Annotated in this window: 20 protein-coding genes; 12 read left to right on the top strand and 8 right to left on the bottom strand. The window is 42.2% G+C overall.

Annotated elements, in window-relative coordinates; translation table 11 throughout:
• The coding region (gene tssD, locus MHN79_RS17985; protein WP_239174006.1) for a type VI secretion system tube protein TssD at positions 1–372 on the bottom strand (372 nt) is incomplete at its 3' end.
• A gap of 423 nt (positions 373–795) precedes the next feature.
• On the opposite strand from tssD, the gene MHN79_RS17980 reads away from it, so the two are divergent.
• Together MHN79_RS17980 and MHN79_RS17975 are read left to right on the top strand one after the other, a co-directional pair.
• Positions 796–2,310 (top strand): catalase, encoded by a 1,515-nt coding sequence (locus MHN79_RS17980; protein WP_239174003.1) that lies wholly within the window; start codon positions 796–798, stop codon positions 2,308–2,310.
• An 87-nt stretch (positions 2,311–2,397) separates the two neighbouring features.
• Positions 2,398–2,862 (top strand): ankyrin repeat domain-containing protein, encoded by a 465-nt coding sequence (locus tag MHN79_RS17975; RefSeq protein ID WP_239174001.1) that lies wholly within the window; start codon positions 2,398–2,400, stop codon positions 2,860–2,862.
• A 169-nt stretch (positions 2,863–3,031) separates the two neighbouring features.
• Here the strand turns inward: MHN79_RS17975 and MHN79_RS17970 are convergent, their stop codons facing one another.
• The 3 genes from MHN79_RS17970 to MHN79_RS17960 all read right to left on the bottom strand — a co-directional run bounded on the left by MHN79_RS17970 (position 3,032) and on the right by MHN79_RS17960 (position 4,728).
• On the bottom strand, positions 3,032–3,235 hold the full coding sequence (locus tag MHN79_RS17970) for a hypothetical protein (protein WP_239173999.1): 204 nt from the start codon (positions 3,233–3,235) through the stop codon (positions 3,032–3,034).
• A 73-nt stretch (positions 3,236–3,308) separates the two neighbouring features.
• On the bottom strand, positions 3,309–3,764 hold the full coding sequence (locus MHN79_RS17965; RefSeq protein WP_152431564.1) for an Hsp20 family protein: 456 nt from the start codon (positions 3,762–3,764) through the stop codon (positions 3,309–3,311).
• Positions 3,765–4,221: 457 nt separating this feature from the next.
• Positions 4,222–4,728 (bottom strand): heme-binding protein, encoded by a 507-nt coding sequence (locus MHN79_RS17960; RefSeq protein ID WP_239173997.1) that lies wholly within the window; start codon positions 4,726–4,728, stop codon positions 4,222–4,224.
• Between the two features lie 162 nt (positions 4,729–4,890).
• Between MHN79_RS17960 and MHN79_RS17955 the strand changes: the two genes are divergently transcribed.
• Both MHN79_RS17955 and MHN79_RS17950 read left to right on the top strand, forming a co-directional pair.
• Positions 4,891–5,565: a response regulator transcription factor gene (locus MHN79_RS17955; protein WP_239173995.1), complete on the top strand. Its 675-nt coding sequence runs from the start codon at positions 4,891–4,893 to the stop codon at positions 5,563–5,565.
• Positions 5,549–6,943: a HAMP domain-containing sensor histidine kinase gene (locus MHN79_RS17950; RefSeq protein WP_239173993.1), complete on the top strand. Its 1,395-nt coding sequence runs from the start codon at positions 5,549–5,551 to the stop codon at positions 6,941–6,943. The genes MHN79_RS17955 and MHN79_RS17950 overlap by 17 nt, the downstream gene beginning before the upstream one ends.
• Positions 6,944–7,251: 308 nt before the next feature.
• Here MHN79_RS17950 and MHN79_RS17945 read toward each other — a convergent pair whose 3' ends face one another.
• The 3 genes from MHN79_RS17945 to MHN79_RS17935 form a co-directional block, all read right to left on the bottom strand.
• Positions 7,252–8,697, bottom strand: a complete 1,446-nt coding sequence (locus MHN79_RS17945; RefSeq protein ID WP_239173991.1) for an aerolysin family beta-barrel pore-forming toxin — start codon at positions 8,695–8,697, stop codon at positions 7,252–7,254.
• A gap of 204 nt (positions 8,698–8,901) precedes the next feature.
• On the bottom strand, positions 8,902–9,375 hold the full coding sequence (locus MHN79_RS17940; protein WP_239173989.1) for a hypothetical protein: 474 nt from the start codon (positions 9,373–9,375) through the stop codon (positions 8,902–8,904).
• The gene (locus tag MHN79_RS17935; protein WP_239173987.1) at positions 9,372–10,133 is read right to left on the bottom strand and encodes a winged helix-turn-helix domain-containing protein; all 762 of its coding nucleotides are present in this window, start codon (positions 10,131–10,133) and stop codon (positions 9,372–9,374) included. The genes MHN79_RS17940 and MHN79_RS17935 overlap by 4 nt, the downstream gene beginning before the upstream one ends.
• Before the next feature lie 268 nt (positions 10,134–10,401).
• On the opposite strand from MHN79_RS17935, the gene MHN79_RS17930 reads away from it, so the two are divergent.
• Positions 10,402–11,223: an HDOD domain-containing protein gene (locus MHN79_RS17930; RefSeq protein ID WP_239173985.1), complete on the top strand. Its 822-nt coding sequence runs from the start codon at positions 10,402–10,404 to the stop codon at positions 11,221–11,223.
• Between the two features lie 5 nt (positions 11,224–11,228).
• Here the strand turns inward: MHN79_RS17930 and MHN79_RS17925 are convergent, their stop codons facing one another.
• Complete coding sequence (locus tag MHN79_RS17925; protein ID WP_239173983.1) at positions 11,229–12,134, bottom strand: DMT family transporter; 906 nt, start codon at positions 12,132–12,134, stop codon at positions 11,229–11,231.
• A gap of 132 nt (positions 12,135–12,266) precedes the next feature.
• Between MHN79_RS17925 and rmuC the strand changes: the two genes are divergently transcribed.
• From rmuC to tatC, 7 genes are all read left to right on the top strand, one after another.
• Entirely contained in the window at positions 12,267–13,817 is a 1,551-nt protein-coding gene (gene rmuC / locus MHN79_RS17920) for a DNA recombination protein RmuC (protein WP_239173981.1), read from the top strand.
• 56 nt (positions 13,818–13,873) lie between these two features.
• Positions 13,874–14,656, top strand: coding sequence for a bifunctional demethylmenaquinone methyltransferase/2-methoxy-6-polyprenyl-1,4-benzoquinol methylase UbiE (gene ubiE / locus MHN79_RS17915; RefSeq protein WP_160932472.1), 783 nt, complete (start codon positions 13,874–13,876; stop codon positions 14,654–14,656).
• 14 nt (positions 14,657–14,670) lie between these two features.
• Positions 14,671–15,276, top strand: coding sequence for an SCP2 domain-containing protein (locus MHN79_RS17910; protein ID WP_239173979.1), 606 nt, complete (start codon positions 14,671–14,673; stop codon positions 15,274–15,276).
• On the top strand, positions 15,273–16,907 hold the full coding sequence (gene ubiB, locus MHN79_RS17905) for a ubiquinone biosynthesis regulatory protein kinase UbiB (RefSeq protein WP_239173977.1): 1,635 nt from the start codon (positions 15,273–15,275) through the stop codon (positions 16,905–16,907). The genes MHN79_RS17910 and ubiB overlap by 4 nt, the downstream gene beginning before the upstream one ends.
• A gap of 43 nt (positions 16,908–16,950) precedes the next feature.
• A complete protein-coding gene (tatA, locus tag MHN79_RS17900) occupies positions 16,951–17,187 on the top strand; it encodes a Sec-independent protein translocase subunit TatA (RefSeq protein WP_239173976.1) in 237 nt (78 codons plus the stop codon).
• A gap of 3 nt (positions 17,188–17,190) precedes the next feature.
• Entirely contained in the window at positions 17,191–17,619 is a 429-nt protein-coding gene (gene tatB / locus MHN79_RS17895) for a Sec-independent protein translocase protein TatB (protein ID WP_160932480.1), read from the top strand.
• Between the two features lie 61 nt (positions 17,620–17,680).
• Positions 17,681–18,421 (top strand): twin-arginine translocase subunit TatC, encoded by a 741-nt coding sequence (gene tatC, locus MHN79_RS17890; protein WP_160932482.1) that lies wholly within the window; start codon positions 17,681–17,683, stop codon positions 18,419–18,421.
• Positions 18,422–18,444: the final 23 nt, after the last annotated feature.

Raw genomic sequence — 18,444 nt, 5'->3', positions numbered from 1 at the left:
AAAATGAGCCACGTTGGGCATTTCGATATTTACATTTCTAATCAAAGCGCCAATTAAGTCAATTTGGTAAAACTTTTCTTGTGTACCGCCTCTAGGAGAATTGCGATAGAAAGTAAGCTGACACTTTAATTCAGCTCCATCTGAGCATGCCTGTGATATTAGTGGACTCGATTTATCTACTTTTTTAACGATTTGAATAGGTGAATGAACTGAACGGTTCTCCCATGACATGTTATGCGAAAAGCCTAGAACTGTAATCTCGTTTTCATGGCCACTTTGATAGCCATTACCCATTGAATCTGGGGTATTACAAGCCATCGATAATAAGCCGCCTTCAATACTCTCTATGGTTAGGTAAGCAATTGTTGTCATTATATTTATCCTTTCAACTGATCGTGAGAAGATCGTAACAGTTTTCAACCTATAGTGCACCGTTGCATAATGACTATTAATGTAGTGAAAATGAAGGTTTTTTGAAAACTCACTGGGCAGGTCTTGCTTCTTGTTACCCATGAGTTTTTCTATACCAAATCTACCCCAAGATCTTTGTTCTAACCTCGACACATAACCCACTTTGGGACATTCCCTTGCAGGCTGCTCTCCTAATAATTGGTGTAAAAGCGGTCAAGTGCCTCTCTGAAAAATTTCATCGATTATCCCTATTGATTCTATTGTTGTTTCCCATTAAACAAACTTAACCATTGAAGATATAGTGTTTTTCGGGCGGAAAAGGGCTTTTGAGTATCTATTGACTACTCGATGAGTCAATGGGTTAGTATGCATTGGAGAGCAGCCATGCAGATGTCAAAAATATCTTTGTTTATTACAGTGGGCGTGTTTAGCGCATCGATACAAGCGCAAACTCTGACAAGAGATAATGGCGCACCAGTTGGAGACAATCAGAATTCAATCGTTGCTGGAGAAAACGGCAGCGTATTATTGCAAGACGTTCATCTTATCCAGAAGCTGCAGCGCTTTGCCAGAGAACGTATCCCAGAGCGTGTAGTCCATGCACGTGGTACAGGGGCTCACGGTGAGTTTGTTGCCTCAGGTGATTTTAGTCAGCTGACTGCATCGGCTCCTTTTACTGAAAGTGGTAAGGTGACACCTGTATTTGTGCGCTTCTCGACGGTGGTTCACTCAAAAGGTTCCCCTGAAACCCTTCGCGATCCACGTGGTTTTGCTACCAAGTTTTACACTGAGCAAGGCAACTGGGACCTAGTAGGTAATAACCTACCAGTGTTTTTCATCCGTGATTCGATTAAATTTCCGGATATGGTGCATTCTCTTAAACCATCGCCTGTGACCAACGTTCAGGATCCAAACCGATTTTTTGACTTCTTTAGTCATGAGCCAAGCTCAACCAATATGTTGACTTGGGTGTATAGTAATCTGGGTACGCCTGCTAGTTACCGCACCATGAATGGTTTTGGTGTCCACGCTTACAAATGGATTAACACCCAAGGTGATGTTAATTATGTAAAGTTTGAGTGGAAGAGTCAGCAAGGTGTAGAGAACCTTCGCCCAAATGAAGTAGCTAAAGTGCAAAGTCAGGACTTTAATCATCTGACTAATGATTTATATACCGAAATCAGTCGTGGTAACTACCCGAAATGGGATTTGTATGTCAAGGTGCTGTCACCAGAAGAGCTCAGTAAGCTCGATTATAATGGCCTTGATGCGACTAAAGTTTGGCTTAACGTACCGGATAAAAAAGTCGGTACTATGACGCTTAACCGGATACCTGAAAACTTCTTTCTAGATACCGAGCAGTCAGCCTTTGCGCCGTCAAATCTTATTCCGGGAATCGAGCCATCTGAAGATCGTCTTTTGCAAGGCCGTTTGTTTGCTTACGCTGACACTCAGCTTTACCGCTTAGGTGCAAATCTATTTCAATTGCCAGTCAATCGTCCGCTCGCGACGGTGAATAATCATAACCAAAATGGCCTAAGTAATAAGGCTAAAAAGGCAAATGGGGATGTGAATTATGAGCCGAGTCGCCAACTCGATTTGTCTGAAGATACGCAATTTAAAGCGGTTCAAACTCCTTTGTCTGGCACTGTGATTCAAAAGGCAATCAACAATCCTCGTGATTATTATCAAGCTGGTGTTTTATATCGCAGTATGAGTTATCAAGATCAAAGCGATCTGATTGCTAACTTGGCTGGTGATTTAAACCAAGTTTTAGATAAAGACGTTAAGGAAACTATGGTCAGCTTCTTCTATCGCGCAGATAAAGATTATGGGACGCGCCTTGCCAAGGCGACCCATACCGACCTTGCGAGTGTTAAAAGTAAAGCCATGATGTAGGAATAAATTTTGGCCTGCGGGAGGTGTATCTGCTCTTTTCTGCCCGAAAATCAGGGCTCCCACAGGCCATTTTTATAGGGTAAGAAAATGAAAACACTAGTATTACTAAGCTCAGTTCTTTTCTCGATCAGCCTGTCATTTAACTTACTAGCCGCAGAAACCAAGGTGGAAGAAGAATACCAAGCTTTGGTGGAGCTATTTTTTGATGCAGCGCGAATAGGTGACAATGAGGTGCTGGAGACGTTTGTATCGCAGGGCTTTCCGGTTGACCAACGCAACAACCAAAGCTATACCGCCTTGATGGTAGCTGCTTACAGCGGTAATAAAGAAAGTGTGCGCTTACTTTTGGACTCCGGTGCTAATGCCTGTTTGCAAGATAAACGCGGTCACACTGCCCTCATGGGCGCACTGATAAAACGTGAAATCAGTATTGCTAGCGATCTCTACCAAGCTAAATGCTCGCCAGAGCTACGTAATAAGGCGGGGCTAAACTTGCAAGAGTTTGCTCAAATCTACGGCCAGTCTAAGGTGTTAAAGTCTTTGCAAAACTAATCAACCATTTCAATCAATTGTGTGACAATCTTTACTAACTTGGTATTGGTTTGATCGTTAAGCCTGAATTTACTCTGAATCGGATCAAGCGTTCAGAATTATGGAGATAAAAAGATAGCAAACGGGCACTTGGCCCGCTTGATCTTTACGCATCGAGAATTACGATCTGTTAAATTATCGTATTACATATGGGGCGGCTAGGTTGCCGAATCGCCCATTGGTCGGGAATATTTTGGAGTTTAGGTTTAAGATAATAACCTTGTTTGAGTTCGGTATAAGCGTCAAAAGCGCAATCACCAATCTCATTTCTAGGGCAAACATGAATGCCATTTCTCGAAATCATTTCGGTTTTACAAGATGGGCAAACAGTCATTGTATCCTCCTTGAAAACATCATTCTTCAAAAAATGTATCGGTGAGAGCTGCATGTGCAGCTCTCGAGTCAGGTTACTTTTTATGCTCAATTGCCTCCTTTTTGTTTACACTGATTTCAATACGCTTTGGTTTCATAGCTTCAGGTATTTCTTTCTTAAGGTGTACAGTCAATAGCCCATCTTTCATATCGGCACTAGTGACTTCTACATATTCAGCGAGGTTAAAGCGTCGCTCAAATGAGCGATTTGCTATGCCTTGATACAACAGCTTACTTTGCTCATTATCAGTACTTTCTTTCTCGCCTTTGATTGTGAGCAATCCATTCTCTACTTGGATGTCGATGTCGTCCTGCGAAAAGCCAGCTACTGCAAGTGTAATGCTGTACTCGCAATTGTTTAGCATTTCAATATTGTAGGGAGGATACCCACTGGGGATAGGATCTGAACTCAGCGCACTGTTGATTAATGCTGCCATACGGTCAAATCCAATTGTAGTACGGTAAAGTGGTGTTAAATCAATTGAGTTCATAACATTCTCCTAGTGAAGCAATATTAATAGATCAATCAAAGTATTTAGGTTAATCAAGTGATGACTTAACCTCAGATATTTTATATGCAATCTATTTCTTTATATCAAGATCTTTAAAATATAAATTTTTTATATGTATATAACGTGAAGGAATAAAAATCTTCCTTTGTTTGTCACAAGATAGGTAATAAAAAAAGAGCGTTAATGATTGCAAGATACAGCGATCATTGTTCTTTGAAGCTGAGGGGATAATTTTGTTTCAAGAGCTACAACCAATCGATAAATAAAGTAGTTATATAGTCGGTTGTTTATTTTACACTGAGGTGGTGAAGCATAGGATACACTAGCTTTGGATTCTAGAGTCGTTAGATAACGCCGAACTGAAAATAGGTGGAGTGGACCTAAACTAACTGATGCCATAGAGCTTTACTCAATATGGCATCGTATTCCCTAGATATTAAAGTACCGTTTTAATTGCGCTTTCTGCGCAGGCTGTATCCAAGTGACCACCCGGTGCGCCGCCTACGCCAATAGCACCTACTATGGCATTGTTAACTTGAATTGGCACACCACCTGCTAAGAACAGTAAGTTGTCATCCATGTTTTGCAGTGGCTGAAGAATAGGTTTGTCGACGATCAGATTCATCAGATTCCCAGAAGGCTGTTTCATGCTTGCCACGGTAAAGGCTTTTTTGCGCGAGCTTTCCAGAGTGTGAACGCCTGCACCATCAGAGCGCAGCTGAGCAAGTACGTTACCAGAAAGGTCAACCACAGTTGCTGTCACTTTATATCCATCAAGCTCACACTTGTGCACGGCTTCCTTAACTAGCGAGAGTGCCGCTGTTGAAGAAATTTGATTAACAGAAACAGTTTGGTTTTTGTCTGCTGCTGCAGAGCCAAAAGATAGGGCAGCAGAGAACAGACCAAGAGCAGTAACTAGCGCGTTTTGTTTTAAGTTTTTCATAATGACTCCATCTAATACATTGTTGCTATCAACACAGTCAGACTACCAAGAACACTATTACCAGAAGCTTGCCCAAAGATTACAAAAATGTAATCTAGATGAAATTCACCAACTATTGTTGATAAAGTAGATTGATACAAGCGCCATCAAAGTGAAAGGCTAATGAAAATATTGTTGATAGAAGATGATGCTCATATCGCCCGTTTCCTGCTTAACGGGTTCCAGCAAGAGGGGTGCACAGTAACCCATACGGTTAATGGTGTTGACGGGCTGCACGAAGCAAGCACGGAGTCTTATGACGTGATTATCCTAGATCTTATGTTACCGCTGAAAACAGGTTTTGAAGTGCTCGAACAGTATCGAGGCCAAGGGTATACAACACCAATTATTATTCTCAGCGCGAAACATTCGGTGGAGGAAAGAGTCGTTGGGTTAAAAGCTGGCGCGGACGACTATTTAGTGAAGCCCTTCGCTTTCCCTGAGCTTTTAGCGCGGTGTCAGTCGCTCTTTCGCCGAGGAAAACAAAGCTCACCTCAGTCTTATGAGCTGAAATATTATGATCTGACTTTGGATTTGATGAAACATTCATTAGTGAGGGCGGGTAAGGCTATCGCTTTAAACCAGCGAGAGTTTGTACTGATGAAACTTTTATTGGAGAACCCAGAGGTGGTGTTGTCAAAAACCGCGATACTAGAGCAAGTATGGGGGCATCAGTTTGATCCTCAAACCAATGTGGTTGATGTGTTGGTTTGCCGCTTAAGAAGCAAGGTTGATAAAGGTTTTGTCAAACCGCTGATTCACACATTGAGGGGAGTTGGCTATGTCCTCAAGTCGTAACATTAAACAGGCGCTTATCAGTGCTGAAAAAAAATTATTACTGCGCTTCATCGGTTTGCTTTTGTTTTGCCTGCTACTAGTAGAGCTCGCTGTCGGCATGCTTTTTTTCTATGATCTTTATCGCGCTGAAACCAAAATACTTACCTCTATGGCCTCGGAGTATCAGCGTATATTGAAATATGATTCTGCGCTACGTTTAATTCATGTCCTGGAAGCAAACCCAGAACGTTTGATTGATAACAAGATTAGCGTGTTTGTGACTGAAGCTAACAAACCAGATCAAGTAACGCTTATCGTCGGAGATGAAATGCTTTCACCTTATCTTGGTTCAAGGGCGCAGCAACAAGAGAGTGAAAATTGGATCGAACGCTTCATTTTCAATCCTTATCTTGTTGTGCCAGTAAAAGGCGATACACAGAACTTTTGGTTAGTGCTTGATAACCAAAAGCGTTACGTGATTGCGTTTGAAAACTGGATAACGACCCTGTACGCAATGCTTGTTATGTTAGTGATTACTTCAATCTTTACCCAGCGGATTATTCGCAATGCCATGACCCCTTTGGTGACATTAGGCAACTTGTTAGAACAGCTTCGTCACGGTAATTTAGACAGTATAGAGCCGATCAAAGCACCGCAAGGGTTAAGCATTGTTAGTGCAAGCGTTCAAGAAGCAGTGACCAGTTTGCATCATACTACGACAGTACTTAACACCACAGTTGATGCTATTGCTCATGATATTCGTACTCCTTTATCTCGAATTATGCTGTCTTCGCAAACCGCTCTCATGAGTGAAGAAGATACCGATGAGAGTAAAGTAAAAGAGGCTTTAGCTGACTGCGCTGAACAGGCGATGCAGGCTAGTAATATGCTGACCGCATTGATGAAGTTAAATGATGAGAGAGTAGGGAAGCGTAAGATAAAAAAAGTCTCAACCAATATAAATGAGGTGGTAGAAAAGGTATCAAGCTGGTTTGAAGATGTCGCTGAACAAAAGAATATCACTCTAATGACTACGTCAGTTGAAGAGGTGGTGATTGAATCAGACCCAGATAAGCTGACTCAAGTTTTAGTTAATTTAGTGGACAACGCGATCAAATATACACCTGAAGGTGGGCAAGTTACTGTCGATATTGAAAAGTCGTGTGATAAAGGTGTGGCAATTCATGTTATTGATACAGGAATTGGAATTGAGTATAAATACCAATCACTCATTTTCGAAAGATTATATCGAGTTGATACGAGTCGCAGTAACACTGAGGGTTATGGACTAGGGCTATCAATCGCCGCGGCTATGGTAGATAACTTGGGTGGGACAATTAAACTATCGTCACAAGTTGGCCAAGGCAGTCGATTTAGTATTGCGCTATCGCATAGTTAAAAGGTGATTTTTTAATTATATATATCAGGTTTTTTATATTATCAAAAGGATAAAATTATAATATTTATTCTTGTTTCATGAATCATTTTTCATTCATGCGGATGCCCTGCTCAGGCTATGGACTCACCTAACTATTTTTTGCCACGCTAAAGATTGATGAAATTAGTAATGGTGGCGTAGAAGTTGTAAATAATGTTAGATGTGCTCAGTAGGAGTACAGCCTGATAATAATCTAGACTTTTTTGCTATCAATGATAAAGCGGAAGAGTAGGTAGCCACTCTTCCGTTTTTTGGCTTAAGAGCCTGTTTTACTCGTTGACAACTTTGATGGAGAATTCTGCGTTGCTAAAACCCAGTCTGTCGAGTTCTTGCTTATCGAAGTCACTCGACACATCAACAGGTCTTTCTGTATGTAGATGTTGTTTTTTAATGGCGCTGGCCTGGCCTATTTCTATACTTCCAGCAAATTGAGACTCAGCGTAAAACTCCCCAGAGACATAGGAGTAAAATGGTCTTAAACTTGCGCCTGTTGTGTGCTGCATATTTTCAAGGCCATATTCATTGATTGCCCAGCTCCAGTCCCACCATTTCACTTCACCATTAATGTATCTATGATCCCATTGATAGCGAAGATCGGCAGAATGGTTGCTAGCTCGTCCCATGGTAAAGGTGTGGGTATGATTTGGTCTATTACTAGGATGCGTAAACCATGCATTACCGCCCCAACGCAAAAACCCATTCAATGTAACGTCGTAGCTGATATTCGCCCCAAAACGATAAGGGTAAGAGATGCTTGCGCGATAAAGCTCAACTCGAATTGGAATTTCAGAGTTTGCGGGTACCATAGGTCTTGCTTGAAGCATGATATTTTCACTGTCTGATCCGCCATTGGTACTGGCAAAGCTTTGGTTGGATTCAAGGTTGATGGTCAGCTTAGTATCGCCAACCAGAGGCCATTTAAAGGTATTTTCGGTCGTCACTTTCTGCGCAAAACCAAAGCTGTTTGATTTTGACCAGTTTGTAGACTCGTTAACTTTTAGATCAACCACCACCTGTTGGGGGATGTCGGTATAGTTTCTCGCCACAGCAGTAATGGTTTTGACCAGCTCGCGAGATGACTCGGTGACGTCGCCATGCCAAAAATCATCTTTATTAAGGGTGTAGGCAAAATTACTTATGGTCATTTTGGTCTTTTCGTTGCATCGATATCCGTTACAGGTACCATCTTGATTGCCTTGAATTACCCAATTATCACCTTCACGCCTTATATCCATATCTTCTCCGACATATTGGCCGTGATTGCCGCCTACCCACGCATAACCTAAATAGTGTGCTAGATAGCTAAGTGGTTTAACGAAATTTTCTTGATTGGTTACAAGTCGGTACTGGATATCAAGCTCATTACCTTCGCTTATTGATCTGGATTGATAGTGAGGGATGCCAGAGATGGCTTTCTTGGGGTAGCACCAAGTCTGGTGGTTTGATAAATCCTGCTTAATTTTTCCATAGTAACCGGGGCCCATAATCACCCAGTTGTCGTCAAGTCCAGTAATTTGCCATTTGCCCATTCGAGCCACGAGATAATCCTTGTGTTGAGCTGCCTCGAACCTATTTATTGGGCGATACTCTGACCGGCAAATATCTTCACCAAGCGTATCAATAACAAGCTGATCGGGATAAATCTTTGCATGAAGACTTGTGCTTGAAAAAATGAAGATAGCAATAGAGAACAAGGGCACTTTGATGGTTGGCATGGATATTCCCCTTTATGTCTGTGACGTTGGTGAGGTTACACACTGTTGTTAACGACTTGTTAACGCTAGGATGTTTACCTTTCCATACTCAGAAATATTGAGGTATTGAAAAGAATTGAAATTTATTCCAACTTAAAATCAGATGCTTGTAGTGTTTAGATTGTTAACAAGGATAACAATATGTTGCGCGAAGTTGGATTGACTTTATTGAGCTAGTTCGCGCTTGGCCAGCAGCTTTACTCGGCCGCTGGGTTGCTCTCGGATAAGGATGTAATCTTCCGCTGTATATAAAATCTTAATATCTACCGAGTAGGGATCATTGTTGAGTAAGAGGTAGGGAGAGATGCTTGTATCATCTATGACTGGTCGTAAACTTTGTACTGACATTAAATCAAGTGTTCCGGACAGAGAGAAACCAAATTGGTCAAATGACTTAGCCTTACCAGAAAAACGAATCACTACTGGATCTTGCATCGAACTGTCTTTTAGCGAAGCAAGGTGGACGACATGATTATTTTCAATTCGGGTGATCCCGTCTGAGCGAAAGACCTTCTGGTTTTGTTGGATACGTACTTCGGTATGTTGATAGTGATTTCCCTCTACCTGATTGGACCAAGGGAGAGCGAGGACAAAAAGAAATACGATTACGGAGCAGATGAGAGTCAGATAGGGGATCATAATTGACTGTCTTCAAGAAAACCTATTATCTGGCTTGAGACTATATGTGGCTGCCCTTGAGTGTAAAAGATATTGATGGAGCGGCGACTATTTCTGTCCATTACTGATAGCTCCGCATACTGATCATTCTGTTCGAAGTACACAACACAGTGGCATTGATGCTCGGAAAGTAAGGCGAGAAGCTCAGGACTTAGATGAGTATCTGGAGTACTAATCACATCAATCATATCTATTTTTCTTATCATTAGTGAGTGCTTGCTATTTACGTTTTCCCAGTGCCAACCATAAGATTTACTAAAAGCGAGTAGGCTCGAGGAAAATAATAAGATAAAAGCTGAGAGATAGCAGATAGAGAATCTGTAATGGTGAAAAATGGTGTCATGTTGATCGTTAACTGTGACTTTAGGTGTTGATGTGTCGACAAAAGCTTTTTGTATGGTCTCTATCTGGACCGGTTTTTGCGTATCGCAAGCGATACAGTCGTTAATTAGTCTATAACCTACTTTGGGCACGGTAACTATGGGCGATTCGTTGGCACCTAACTTCAGCAGTGCATGCCGCAGTGAGCTGATACTTTTAGCAAGAGAAGTCTCGCCAACATATTGATTTCCCCATGCATGTTGAATGATGTCGCATTTCTTAACAACATTGGGAGAGTGTTGGATTAGAAGTTCCAATACTTGTGCTTCTCGATAACCGATCTTGGTGCTTTTATTACGATTGGAGAGCTTGTTACTAAGGGTATTAAATAAAATCATATCATCAAATTTAGGCAGTAACTTGAAGGTTCACTGAACACCACCAATAGAATGTTTTACTCAAGGTAAGTACATGAATGTACTTTGATCAATTAAGGAATAACTGGCTTTGAACTGACATGTATAATTTGTGTGAGTGCTATCAATTATATGAAACTATTTGCTTTTTTTTGCGCTGTGGCTTGTATGCGAGGGCTCTAGCTTATTGTTCCGTTGAGTGATTTCTGTCCTATATTAAATGAGAAAGATGTTGCTTACGGGGGATGATATGAGCTATCAAGGGCTGATTTCAAGAATCAATGAACTACCCAGAATAGAGAGTGTACTTCAAGAGCTTCTTGAGATGGTAAATAGCGATCAGATTGATTTTAGTGAGCTGGCAAAAAAGATGGCGATGGATCAAGTTTTGTTAGCTAGGGTGCTGAGAATGGCCAATTCTGCTCAGTTCGGTGGCGTCAAGGGTGTGTCGAACATCAATGATGCAATCGTGCGAATCGGTATTGGGGCCATTCGCAATTTAATATCCTCATCAATTCTGGCTTCTACCTTCCCTAAGTTGGAAACACTCAATATTAAAGATTACTGGGCCAGCACCTTTGAGGTTGCCACTATCGCTGGTGCGTTAGCGAAGGAAGTCAAAATTGACCCAAATGAAGCTTTTATCGCTGGGATACTACATAATATCGGTGAGCTTATGATTCACTCTCTTGAGCCAGAAAAAGCGTTGGAGATCAATCGGCGTGTTGAAAAGGGTAGTAATCCTATAGAGGTACAGAGAGATGTCCTTGGAGCCGATGCTCAGCAGCTTGGAGCTGCTTTAGCTGAGAGTTGGAAGTTTCCTGCCGAACTGATTGATGCGATTGCCAATGTTAATCACCCCAGCAAGGCTGTAGAGTCGAAAAGATTGGCCTGCCTAGTCTTTCTGGCTAGGGATATTCACCAAAGCTGGGATTCAATGAGCACTAAAGAGAAGCAGGGGTATTTAAAAAAACATAAGGCTGCTATAGCGTTGAACTTGGACTCTAATCTAACAGAAAAAATTGATGCAGTTAGAGGCCAAGGGAGTGAAATGGCATACCAGCTATTTTAGTACCGCTAACACGAAGGCTCGTATTGATTCTTTCTCCTAAACCTCATTTGTTGGATGACTAAGCCTGCAATAATAAGTACAAGCCCTATCAAGGTGGTTGGGTGGATGTGTTCTTTGATGATGGTTGCAAGTAGCACTAGGGAAATAAAGGGAGACGCAAAAATAAGATTACTGATCCGTGCGGTATTTTGGGTAAGCTTTAATGCACTTAGCCAGAGAACGAAGGTGATACCCATTTCAAATAAGCCCACGTATGTTGCCGCTAGCCAGCCTTGTGAAGAAATATGATTCCAATTAGCGCCCTCTATCCAGCTAATTAGTAGTGCACACGGCGTTGCGACGAGAAAGCCTAGCAAAACCGCTACTATAGGGTCGGCTTTATTTTTAGTATTGAGTATCCAGTAACCCGCCCATAATAAAGTCGATAATAGAGCCAGGCCTACTCCAAGCGGACTGTCGAAGGTCATATTTAAAATGTCACCTTTAGTCGCAATAACAATGACCCCAAAGTAGCTTAAAGCACACGCAACCCAGTCTTGCCTGCGTATTGTTTGCTTGAGAAATACAGCAGCCATAACAGTAAGTGTGATTGCCCAACTGTAATTGATCGCTTGAGCTTGTGAGGCTGGCAGCAGGTCATAGGCTTTGAACAGAATAAGGTAGTATGACAAGGGGTTAATTACCCCAAGCAATATGTAATAGAAAGGATTGGCGAGAAAAGTTGAACTAATGGAAGATAACTTTCCTTGCCAAGCGCATATTAAAGTTAATGCAAGTGTCGAAACTGTACTTGCGACAGTGAGCATTTGTATAGGTGTTAACTCTGCTAAGGTGAGTTTGAAGGCGGTGGCCACAGTCGACCATAAAAGTACAGCAGATAGTCCTAAACCGATTGCACGACGTTCGTTCATGACATTCCCTTGCCTAGATAGATACAACTCAAGGCGCTAGTCTATCGGTTTGATATTCAACCATCAAACTGGACATTTATCCAGTGGTAAAATACCATTTAACATATGGAAAATATGAGTTAACCCCTGATTATGCAGTGGATTCTAGATAATTTGACCCTAGTTATGGTCGTAATAGGTTGTACGCTTCTAAGTGGTGTTGCAGTTGGCTGGTGGGTAAAGCAGAAAATGACCTTAGGTCATCAGCTTTTAAAACAGCAAATGGAATCTGCTCGAGAATTATCAAATGAGCAGATTAGCCAGTTAAAAAAAAACCTAGAACAAGCAAATCAAGAGCTTGATCAACTTGACGCAGAACGAGATAAAGCGGCCTATGAGTTGAAGCAAGTGCATGGCCAGCATATGGCTTCGTTGGAAAAACTTCGCTATTTGGAAACACTCAAACAGGAGCGCCAGCATTACGCCACTCAGCTTGATATTTGTCGAGAGCAAAAAGCGCAACTTGAAGCACAGCTTCGAGAGCAAGATGCAAGACATCAAGAAGAAAATAAAGCCAACCAAGATAAGCTGCAACTGCTGGAGCGGGCAGAAGTTCGTCTCAAACAACAATTTGAGCAGTTAGCGCATCAACTATTTGACGCTAAAACAGCGAAAGTCGACCAGCAAAATAAACAAAGTTTGGATGCGATATTATCACCGCTGAAACTCCAGTTGGAAGGCTTTAAGAAGCAGGTTAATGACAGCTTCAACCTAGAAGCAAAAGAGCGTCATACTCTGGTTCATGAGTTAAAGAATCTTCAGCGGCTTAACGAGCAGATGGCCCGAGAAGCAGTTAACCTAACTCAAGCTCTTAAAGGTGATAACAAACAGCAAGGCAATTGGGGTGAGGTGGTTTTAGCGCGTGTGTTAGCTGAATCAGGTTTACGTGAAGGGCATGAATATCAGACGCAGGTGAGCTTACAAGATGAGTCAGGTAAACGCTTCCAGCCAGATGTTATTGTTTACTTGCCCAATAATAAGCAAGTTGTTGTTGACTCAAAAATGGCTCTGGTTGCTTACGAGCGGTATTTTAATGCCCAATCCGATGAAATGAGAGATAAAGCCTTAAGTGAGCATCTACTATCAGTAAGAACACACATTAAAGGGCTATCACAAAAGGATTATCATAAGCTTAAAGGGATAGAAACCTTAGATTATGTATTGTTGTTCGTGCCAGTAGAACCTGCTTTTCAGTTGGCCATTCAGGCTGACCCGAGTTTAGTTAAAGATGCGCTAGAGCAAAACATTATTTTGGTGAGTCCAACCACATTGTTGGTTGCCCTTCGCACGATAGACAACCTGTGGCGCAACGAGCGTCAAAACCAAAATGCACAAGTTATCGCTGACAAAGCGAGCAAACTGTATGACAAGCTACGCTTGTTTGTTGATGATATGCAAAATCTTGGTGGCGCATTAGACAAAGCAAATCAGAGTTATCAGGGAGCGATGAACAAACTTGCTAGCGGGCGAGGCAATATGATTCGACAGGCAGAAAGCTTTAAACAGCTTGGGGTTGAGGTAAAGAGGCCCATTGCCCCCAGTGTGACGAGTTTGGCAAGTTATGATGGGTTGCAGGAAAATAATTCTGGAGTTGAAAATGATTCTATCGATGAAAGACAACAAGCTGAGGATAAAGTAAACTAATCGCTCGCAGCGCTGAGGTCGTATTAATTCATAACGCTGCTCTAAGAGGAATTGTCATGACAGATACAGGCGAGAAGTTAGATACCGCTATAGAATCAAATGAAACCACGCATTTTGGCTTTAGCACGGTAGCCAAAGAGGACAAAGTCGCTAAGGTCGCGCAAGTCTTTCATTCCGTTGCTGCAAAGTATGACATCATGAATGATTTGATGTCGGTCGGGATCCATCGCTTATGGAAAAGGTTTACCATTGATTGCAGTGGGGTTCGCCCAGGGCATAAAGTGCTTGATTTAGGTGGTGGTACTGGAGATCTTACGGCGAAGTTCTCACGAATCGTCGGTGAGAAAGGGCATGTCATCCTTGCTGATATCAATAACTCAATGCTCAATGTCGGCCGTGACAAGCTTCGTGACAGTGGTGTTGTTGGTAATGTTCATTATGTTCAAGCCAACGCTGAAGAGTTACCGTTTCCAGATAATTATTTTGATGCTATCACTATTAGCTTTTGTCTTCGTAATGTAACGGACAAAGATAAAGCATTAGCATCAATGTTTCGGGTTTTAAAACCAGGTGGTCGCTTACTGGTGTTAGAGTTTTCTAAACCTGTATTTGAGCCATTGTCGAAGCTGTACGATGCGTATTCCTTCCACCTACTGCCAAAAATGGGCGAACTGGTGGCCAACGATGCAGAAAGCTACCGTTATCTTGCTGAGTCCATTCGTATGCATCCAGATCAAAATACACTCAAAGGTATGATGGAATCGGCAGGTTTTGAAAACACCAGTTACCATAACTTGACCGGGGGTATTGTTGCTCTTCATCGTGGTTACAAGTTCTGATAGGGAAAACCTTTATGCCCTTTGAAGCATTCATTACTGCTGCTGTCGAATCAAGCATGAACATCTTAGTTAACGATGATCCTGAGCTGGTACGTCGTCTTTCACGGCTAAAAGGACAGGTGATCCAAGTTCATTTAAGAGAGCTCAACAAAACCCTTACCTTTGTGTTTAGTCAGAAGATTGATGTACTTGCTGCTTACGAAGGCGAGCCAGATTGTTATCTATCACTTAACCTTGCTAGTTTATCAGAGCTACGAGAGCAATCGAACATTACTCAATTGATTAAACAAGATAAATTAACGCTTGAGGGTGATATCCAGCTAGCGCAAAAGTTTTCTCAGTTACTATCTGACTGTAAGCCAGATGTTGAAGAGTGGTTGTCGAGAATAACAGGAGATGTTGTCGCTCATAATCTAGTCCAAAGTGCCTCAGGACTTAGAGAATTTGCTACAAGGCGAGTTGAAAAACACACCAATCATCTTGCACAAGCAATCACCGAAGAATGGAAGTTAGCTCCATCGTCTTTGGAGGTGGCACATTTTTGCGATCAAGTGGATGATGTTGCGAGTTGGACCGCTCGTGTGGAAGCAAAATTGAATAAACTTATGGACAGAGTATGACTCCAGCCGAATTAAGACGTCTCTACAGAATTATCAAGGTCCAGCTTGAATATGGTTTGGATGAACTTCTTCCCGAGCATCAGCTGGCTAAAGCGCCTTTGTTTGCCAGAAAAGCCTTATTTTGGATTAAAAATCAACATAGTGATAAAGAATTGGGTGAGAGGTTGCGGCTGGCACTTCAGGAGTTGGGACCTGTTTGGATAAAATTTGGCCAGATGATGTCTACTCGGCGCGATTTGTTTCCGCCCCATATTGCTGACCCTTTAGCGCTTCTTCAAGATCAAGTCTCTCCCTTTGACGGTCACCTCGCTCAGCAGCAGATTGAGCGCGCGTTGGGCGGACCGATTGATAATTGGTTTACTGAATTTGATATTACTCCGCTTGCTTCGGCCTCTATTGCCCAAGTTCACACCGCGAGACTCAAATCAAATGATCAACAAGTGGTGTTAAAGGTCATTCGTCCCGATATTCGTCCAGTTATTGATGCGGATCTAAAACTTATGTACCGCATGGCGCGTATAGTGGCGAAAGCCTTGCCTGAGACGCGTCGCTTGAAGCCTGTGGAAGTGGTCCAAGAATATGAGAAAACTCTGCTCGATGAATTAGATCTGCAGCGTGAAGCAGCCAATGCCATTCAGCTTAGGCGAAACTTTGAAGGCAGTGAAGAATTGTATGTTCCTGAAGTTTTTACTGACTTTAGTAATAAAACTGTCATGGTTTCTGAGCGAATATATGGCATCCAAGTGTCGGATATCGATGGTTTGAAAGCTAACGGCACTAACATGAAGTTGTTAGCTGAACGTGGTGTCAGTGTGTTTTTTACCCAAGTGTTTCGAGATAGCTTTTTTCATGCAGATATGCATCCAGGAAATGTTTTTGTTAGCTTGGAGCATCCAGAGAACCCACAATGGATTGGTTTAGATTGCGGTATAGTTGGTACTCTAAATAGTGAAGATAAGCGATATTTAGCAGAGAACTTTCTGGCCTTTTTTAACCGAGACTACCGCCGTGTAGCGGAGCTTCATGTTGAATCAGGTTGGGTTCCACAAGATACGAATCTGGATGAATTCGAGAGTGCTATACGCGTGGTGTGTGAACCTATTTTTGCTAAGCCACTGTGTGATATATCATTTGGTCATGTGTTGTTGAATTTGTTCAATACCGCTCGTCGCTTCAATATGGAAGTTCAACCGCAGTTGGTTTTGTTACAAAAAACACTGCTTTATGTAGAGGGATTGGGACGTCAATTATATCCGCGACTTGATTTGTGGCAGACAGCGAAACCTTTCTTGGAAGAATGGATGATGAATCAGGTCGGCCCTAAAGCTCTGTTGAACGCAGTGAGGGACCGAGCGCCGTTTTGGGCAGAAAAATTACCTGAATTGCCCGAGTTGCTGTACGACAGCTTACGTCAGGGTAAAATGATGAACCAGCGCATGGATGAGCTGTTTGATGGTTATCGTGTGAGTAAACGTCAGCAGTTGAAAGGGAAGTTTTTATTTGGAGTAGGTGCGACATTAGTCGTATGCTCAGCAATATTGGTAAACAGCCAGTACGATCCGCTATCCTTGGTTACAGCGAGTGGTGGTGCGATTTTTTGGCTGCTTAGTTGGAGAGCCTATCGCCGTTAGGCGATAGATTTTAATTGATTTGAAATAGCCCGAGGTACAGAAAATGGGTGGTATTAGTATTTGGCAACTTCTGATTATTGCAGCTATTGTTGTGCTTTTATTTGGCACTAAGAAACTGCGCGGCATGGGAGGTGACTTGGGCAGTGCGGTGAAAGGCTTTAAGAAAGCCATGAGTGAAGACGATACGGCAAAAAAAGACGCAGATTTTGAGCCAAAGCATCTTGATCAGCAGAAAGTCGATACTGCTGCTGAGAACAAAAAAGATAAAGAGCAGGTATAACTCGTGTTTGATATCGGTTTTTGGGAGCTGATATTGATTTCAGTTGTTGGACTGGTTGTCCTTGGCCCTGAGCGATTACCTCACGCGATTCGTAGTGTCTCGCGTTTTGTCGGTGCTGCCAAAACCATGGCCAATAACGTCAAAGACGAGATCTCTCATGAGCTCAAAGTTCAGGAACTACAAGATAACTTACGCAAAGCTGAGCAGATGGGTATGGAAGATTTATCTCCGGAGCTCCAGTCCTCTGTTGATCAGCTCAAACAGGCTGCGCATGATGTTCAGCGGCCCTATACTAAAGGGCAGGGGCAGAGCGAAGGTGAGCGTGACGATCAAGTTGTAACAGTTCAAAGTCCTGATGATCTAAAGCCTTCATCAGAAAGTGATGTTGTTGGTGATACATCACCCTTGGCAAATAATAAAAAAGCCAAATAATCTACTTTTTATTAGGTATGGTCACAGCTATTTCTTATCATATTTTCCAGTAGGGGTTTTCATGCCATCTGTTGAGCAAACGCAGCCTTTGATTAGCCATCTTTTGGAGCTGCGTAGCCGTTTGCTTCGTGCACTCATCGCTGTTTTAATTGTATTTCTTGGTCTGATTTATTTTGCCAATGACATTTATGAGTTTGTCTCTGCCCCCCTTGTAGAGCGTTTGCCTCAAGGTGCTACAATGATTGCAACCGACGTTGCATCACCTTTCTTTACGCCATTAAAGTTAACTCTGATTGCCTCTATTTTTATTGCAGTGCCTTTCATCTTATATCAGGTATGGGCTTTTGTTGCCCCTGGGCTGTATAAGCATGAACGCCGGCTCATCATGCCTCTTCTGTTTTCAAGTTCATTGCTCTTCTATTGCGGCGTTGCTTTTGCGTATTTTGTGGTGTTTCCACTGGTGTTTGGCTTTTTTACGGCAATTTCATTGGGTGGGGTAGAATTTGCGACGGATATTTCCAGCTATTTAGATTTTGTTCTTGCTTTGTTTCTTGCCTTTGGCATTGCTTTTGAGGTGCCTGTAGCGATTATTTTGCTATGTTGGACTGGGGCAACCAATCCTAAAAGTTTAAGTGAAAAGCGGCCTTATATTATCGTTGGAGCTTTTGTAGTCGGTATGATGCTAACTCCGCCTGATATTATTTCTCAGACCCTACTAGCAGTGCCTATGTGCCTACTTTTCGAAGTCGGACTATTTTTTGCGAGGTTTTACTCTGGTGAAAGAAAAAATAATATGGAGTAATTATTTTATCTTCATCACATAAT

This window comes from Vibrio sp. Of14-4 (assembly GCF_022347625.1).
Classification (GTDB): domain Bacteria; phylum Pseudomonadota; class Gammaproteobacteria; order Enterobacterales; family Vibrionaceae; genus Vibrio; species Vibrio pristinus.
Note: the sequence above shows the minus strand (reverse complement) of the source record. Positions and strands in the feature narration are given on the sequence as shown.

Excerpts from the sequence above, each read along its gene's own strand:
- MHN79_RS17980 (WP_239174003.1), top strand. The coding sequence starts at position 796 with ATGCAGATGTCAAAAATATCTTTGTTTATTACAGTGGGCGTGTTTAGC.
- MHN79_RS17975 (WP_239174001.1), top strand. The coding sequence starts at position 2,398 with ATGAAAACACTAGTATTACTAAGCTCAGTTCTTTTCTCGATCAGCCTG.
- MHN79_RS17970 (WP_239173999.1), bottom strand. The coding sequence starts at position 3,235 with ATGACTGTTTGCCCATCTTGTAAAACCGAAATGATTTCGAGAAATGGC.
- MHN79_RS17965 (WP_152431564.1), bottom strand. The coding sequence starts at position 3,764 with ATGAACTCAATTGATTTAACACCACTTTACCGTACTACAATTGGATTT.
- MHN79_RS17960 (WP_239173997.1), bottom strand. The coding sequence starts at position 4,728 with ATGAAAAACTTAAAACAAAACGCGCTAGTTACTGCTCTTGGTCTGTTC.
- MHN79_RS17955 (WP_239173995.1), top strand. The coding sequence starts at position 4,891 with ATGAAAATATTGTTGATAGAAGATGATGCTCATATCGCCCGTTTCCTG.
- MHN79_RS17950 (WP_239173993.1), top strand. The coding sequence starts at position 5,549 with ATGTCCTCAAGTCGTAACATTAAACAGGCGCTTATCAGTGCTGAAAAA.
- MHN79_RS17945 (WP_239173991.1), bottom strand. The coding sequence starts at position 8,697 with ATGCCAACCATCAAAGTGCCCTTGTTCTCTATTGCTATCTTCATTTTT.
- MHN79_RS17940 (WP_239173989.1), bottom strand. The coding sequence starts at position 9,375 with ATGATCCCCTATCTGACTCTCATCTGCTCCGTAATCGTATTTCTTTTT.
- MHN79_RS17935 (WP_239173987.1), bottom strand. The coding sequence starts at position 10,133 with ATGATTTTATTTAATACCCTTAGTAACAAGCTCTCCAATCGTAATAAA.
- MHN79_RS17930 (WP_239173985.1), top strand. The coding sequence starts at position 10,402 with ATGAGCTATCAAGGGCTGATTTCAAGAATCAATGAACTACCCAGAATA.
- MHN79_RS17925 (WP_239173983.1), bottom strand. The coding sequence starts at position 12,134 with ATGAACGAACGTCGTGCAATCGGTTTAGGACTATCTGCTGTACTTTTA.
- rmuC (WP_239173981.1), top strand. The coding sequence starts at position 12,267 with ATGCAGTGGATTCTAGATAATTTGACCCTAGTTATGGTCGTAATAGGT.
- ubiE (WP_160932472.1), top strand. The coding sequence starts at position 13,874 with ATGACAGATACAGGCGAGAAGTTAGATACCGCTATAGAATCAAATGAA.
- MHN79_RS17910 (WP_239173979.1), top strand. The coding sequence starts at position 14,671 with ATGCCCTTTGAAGCATTCATTACTGCTGCTGTCGAATCAAGCATGAAC.
- ubiB (WP_239173977.1), top strand. The coding sequence starts at position 15,273 with ATGACTCCAGCCGAATTAAGACGTCTCTACAGAATTATCAAGGTCCAG.
- tatA (WP_239173976.1), top strand. The coding sequence starts at position 16,951 with ATGGGTGGTATTAGTATTTGGCAACTTCTGATTATTGCAGCTATTGTT.
- tatC (WP_160932482.1), top strand. The coding sequence starts at position 17,681 with ATGCCATCTGTTGAGCAAACGCAGCCTTTGATTAGCCATCTTTTGGAG.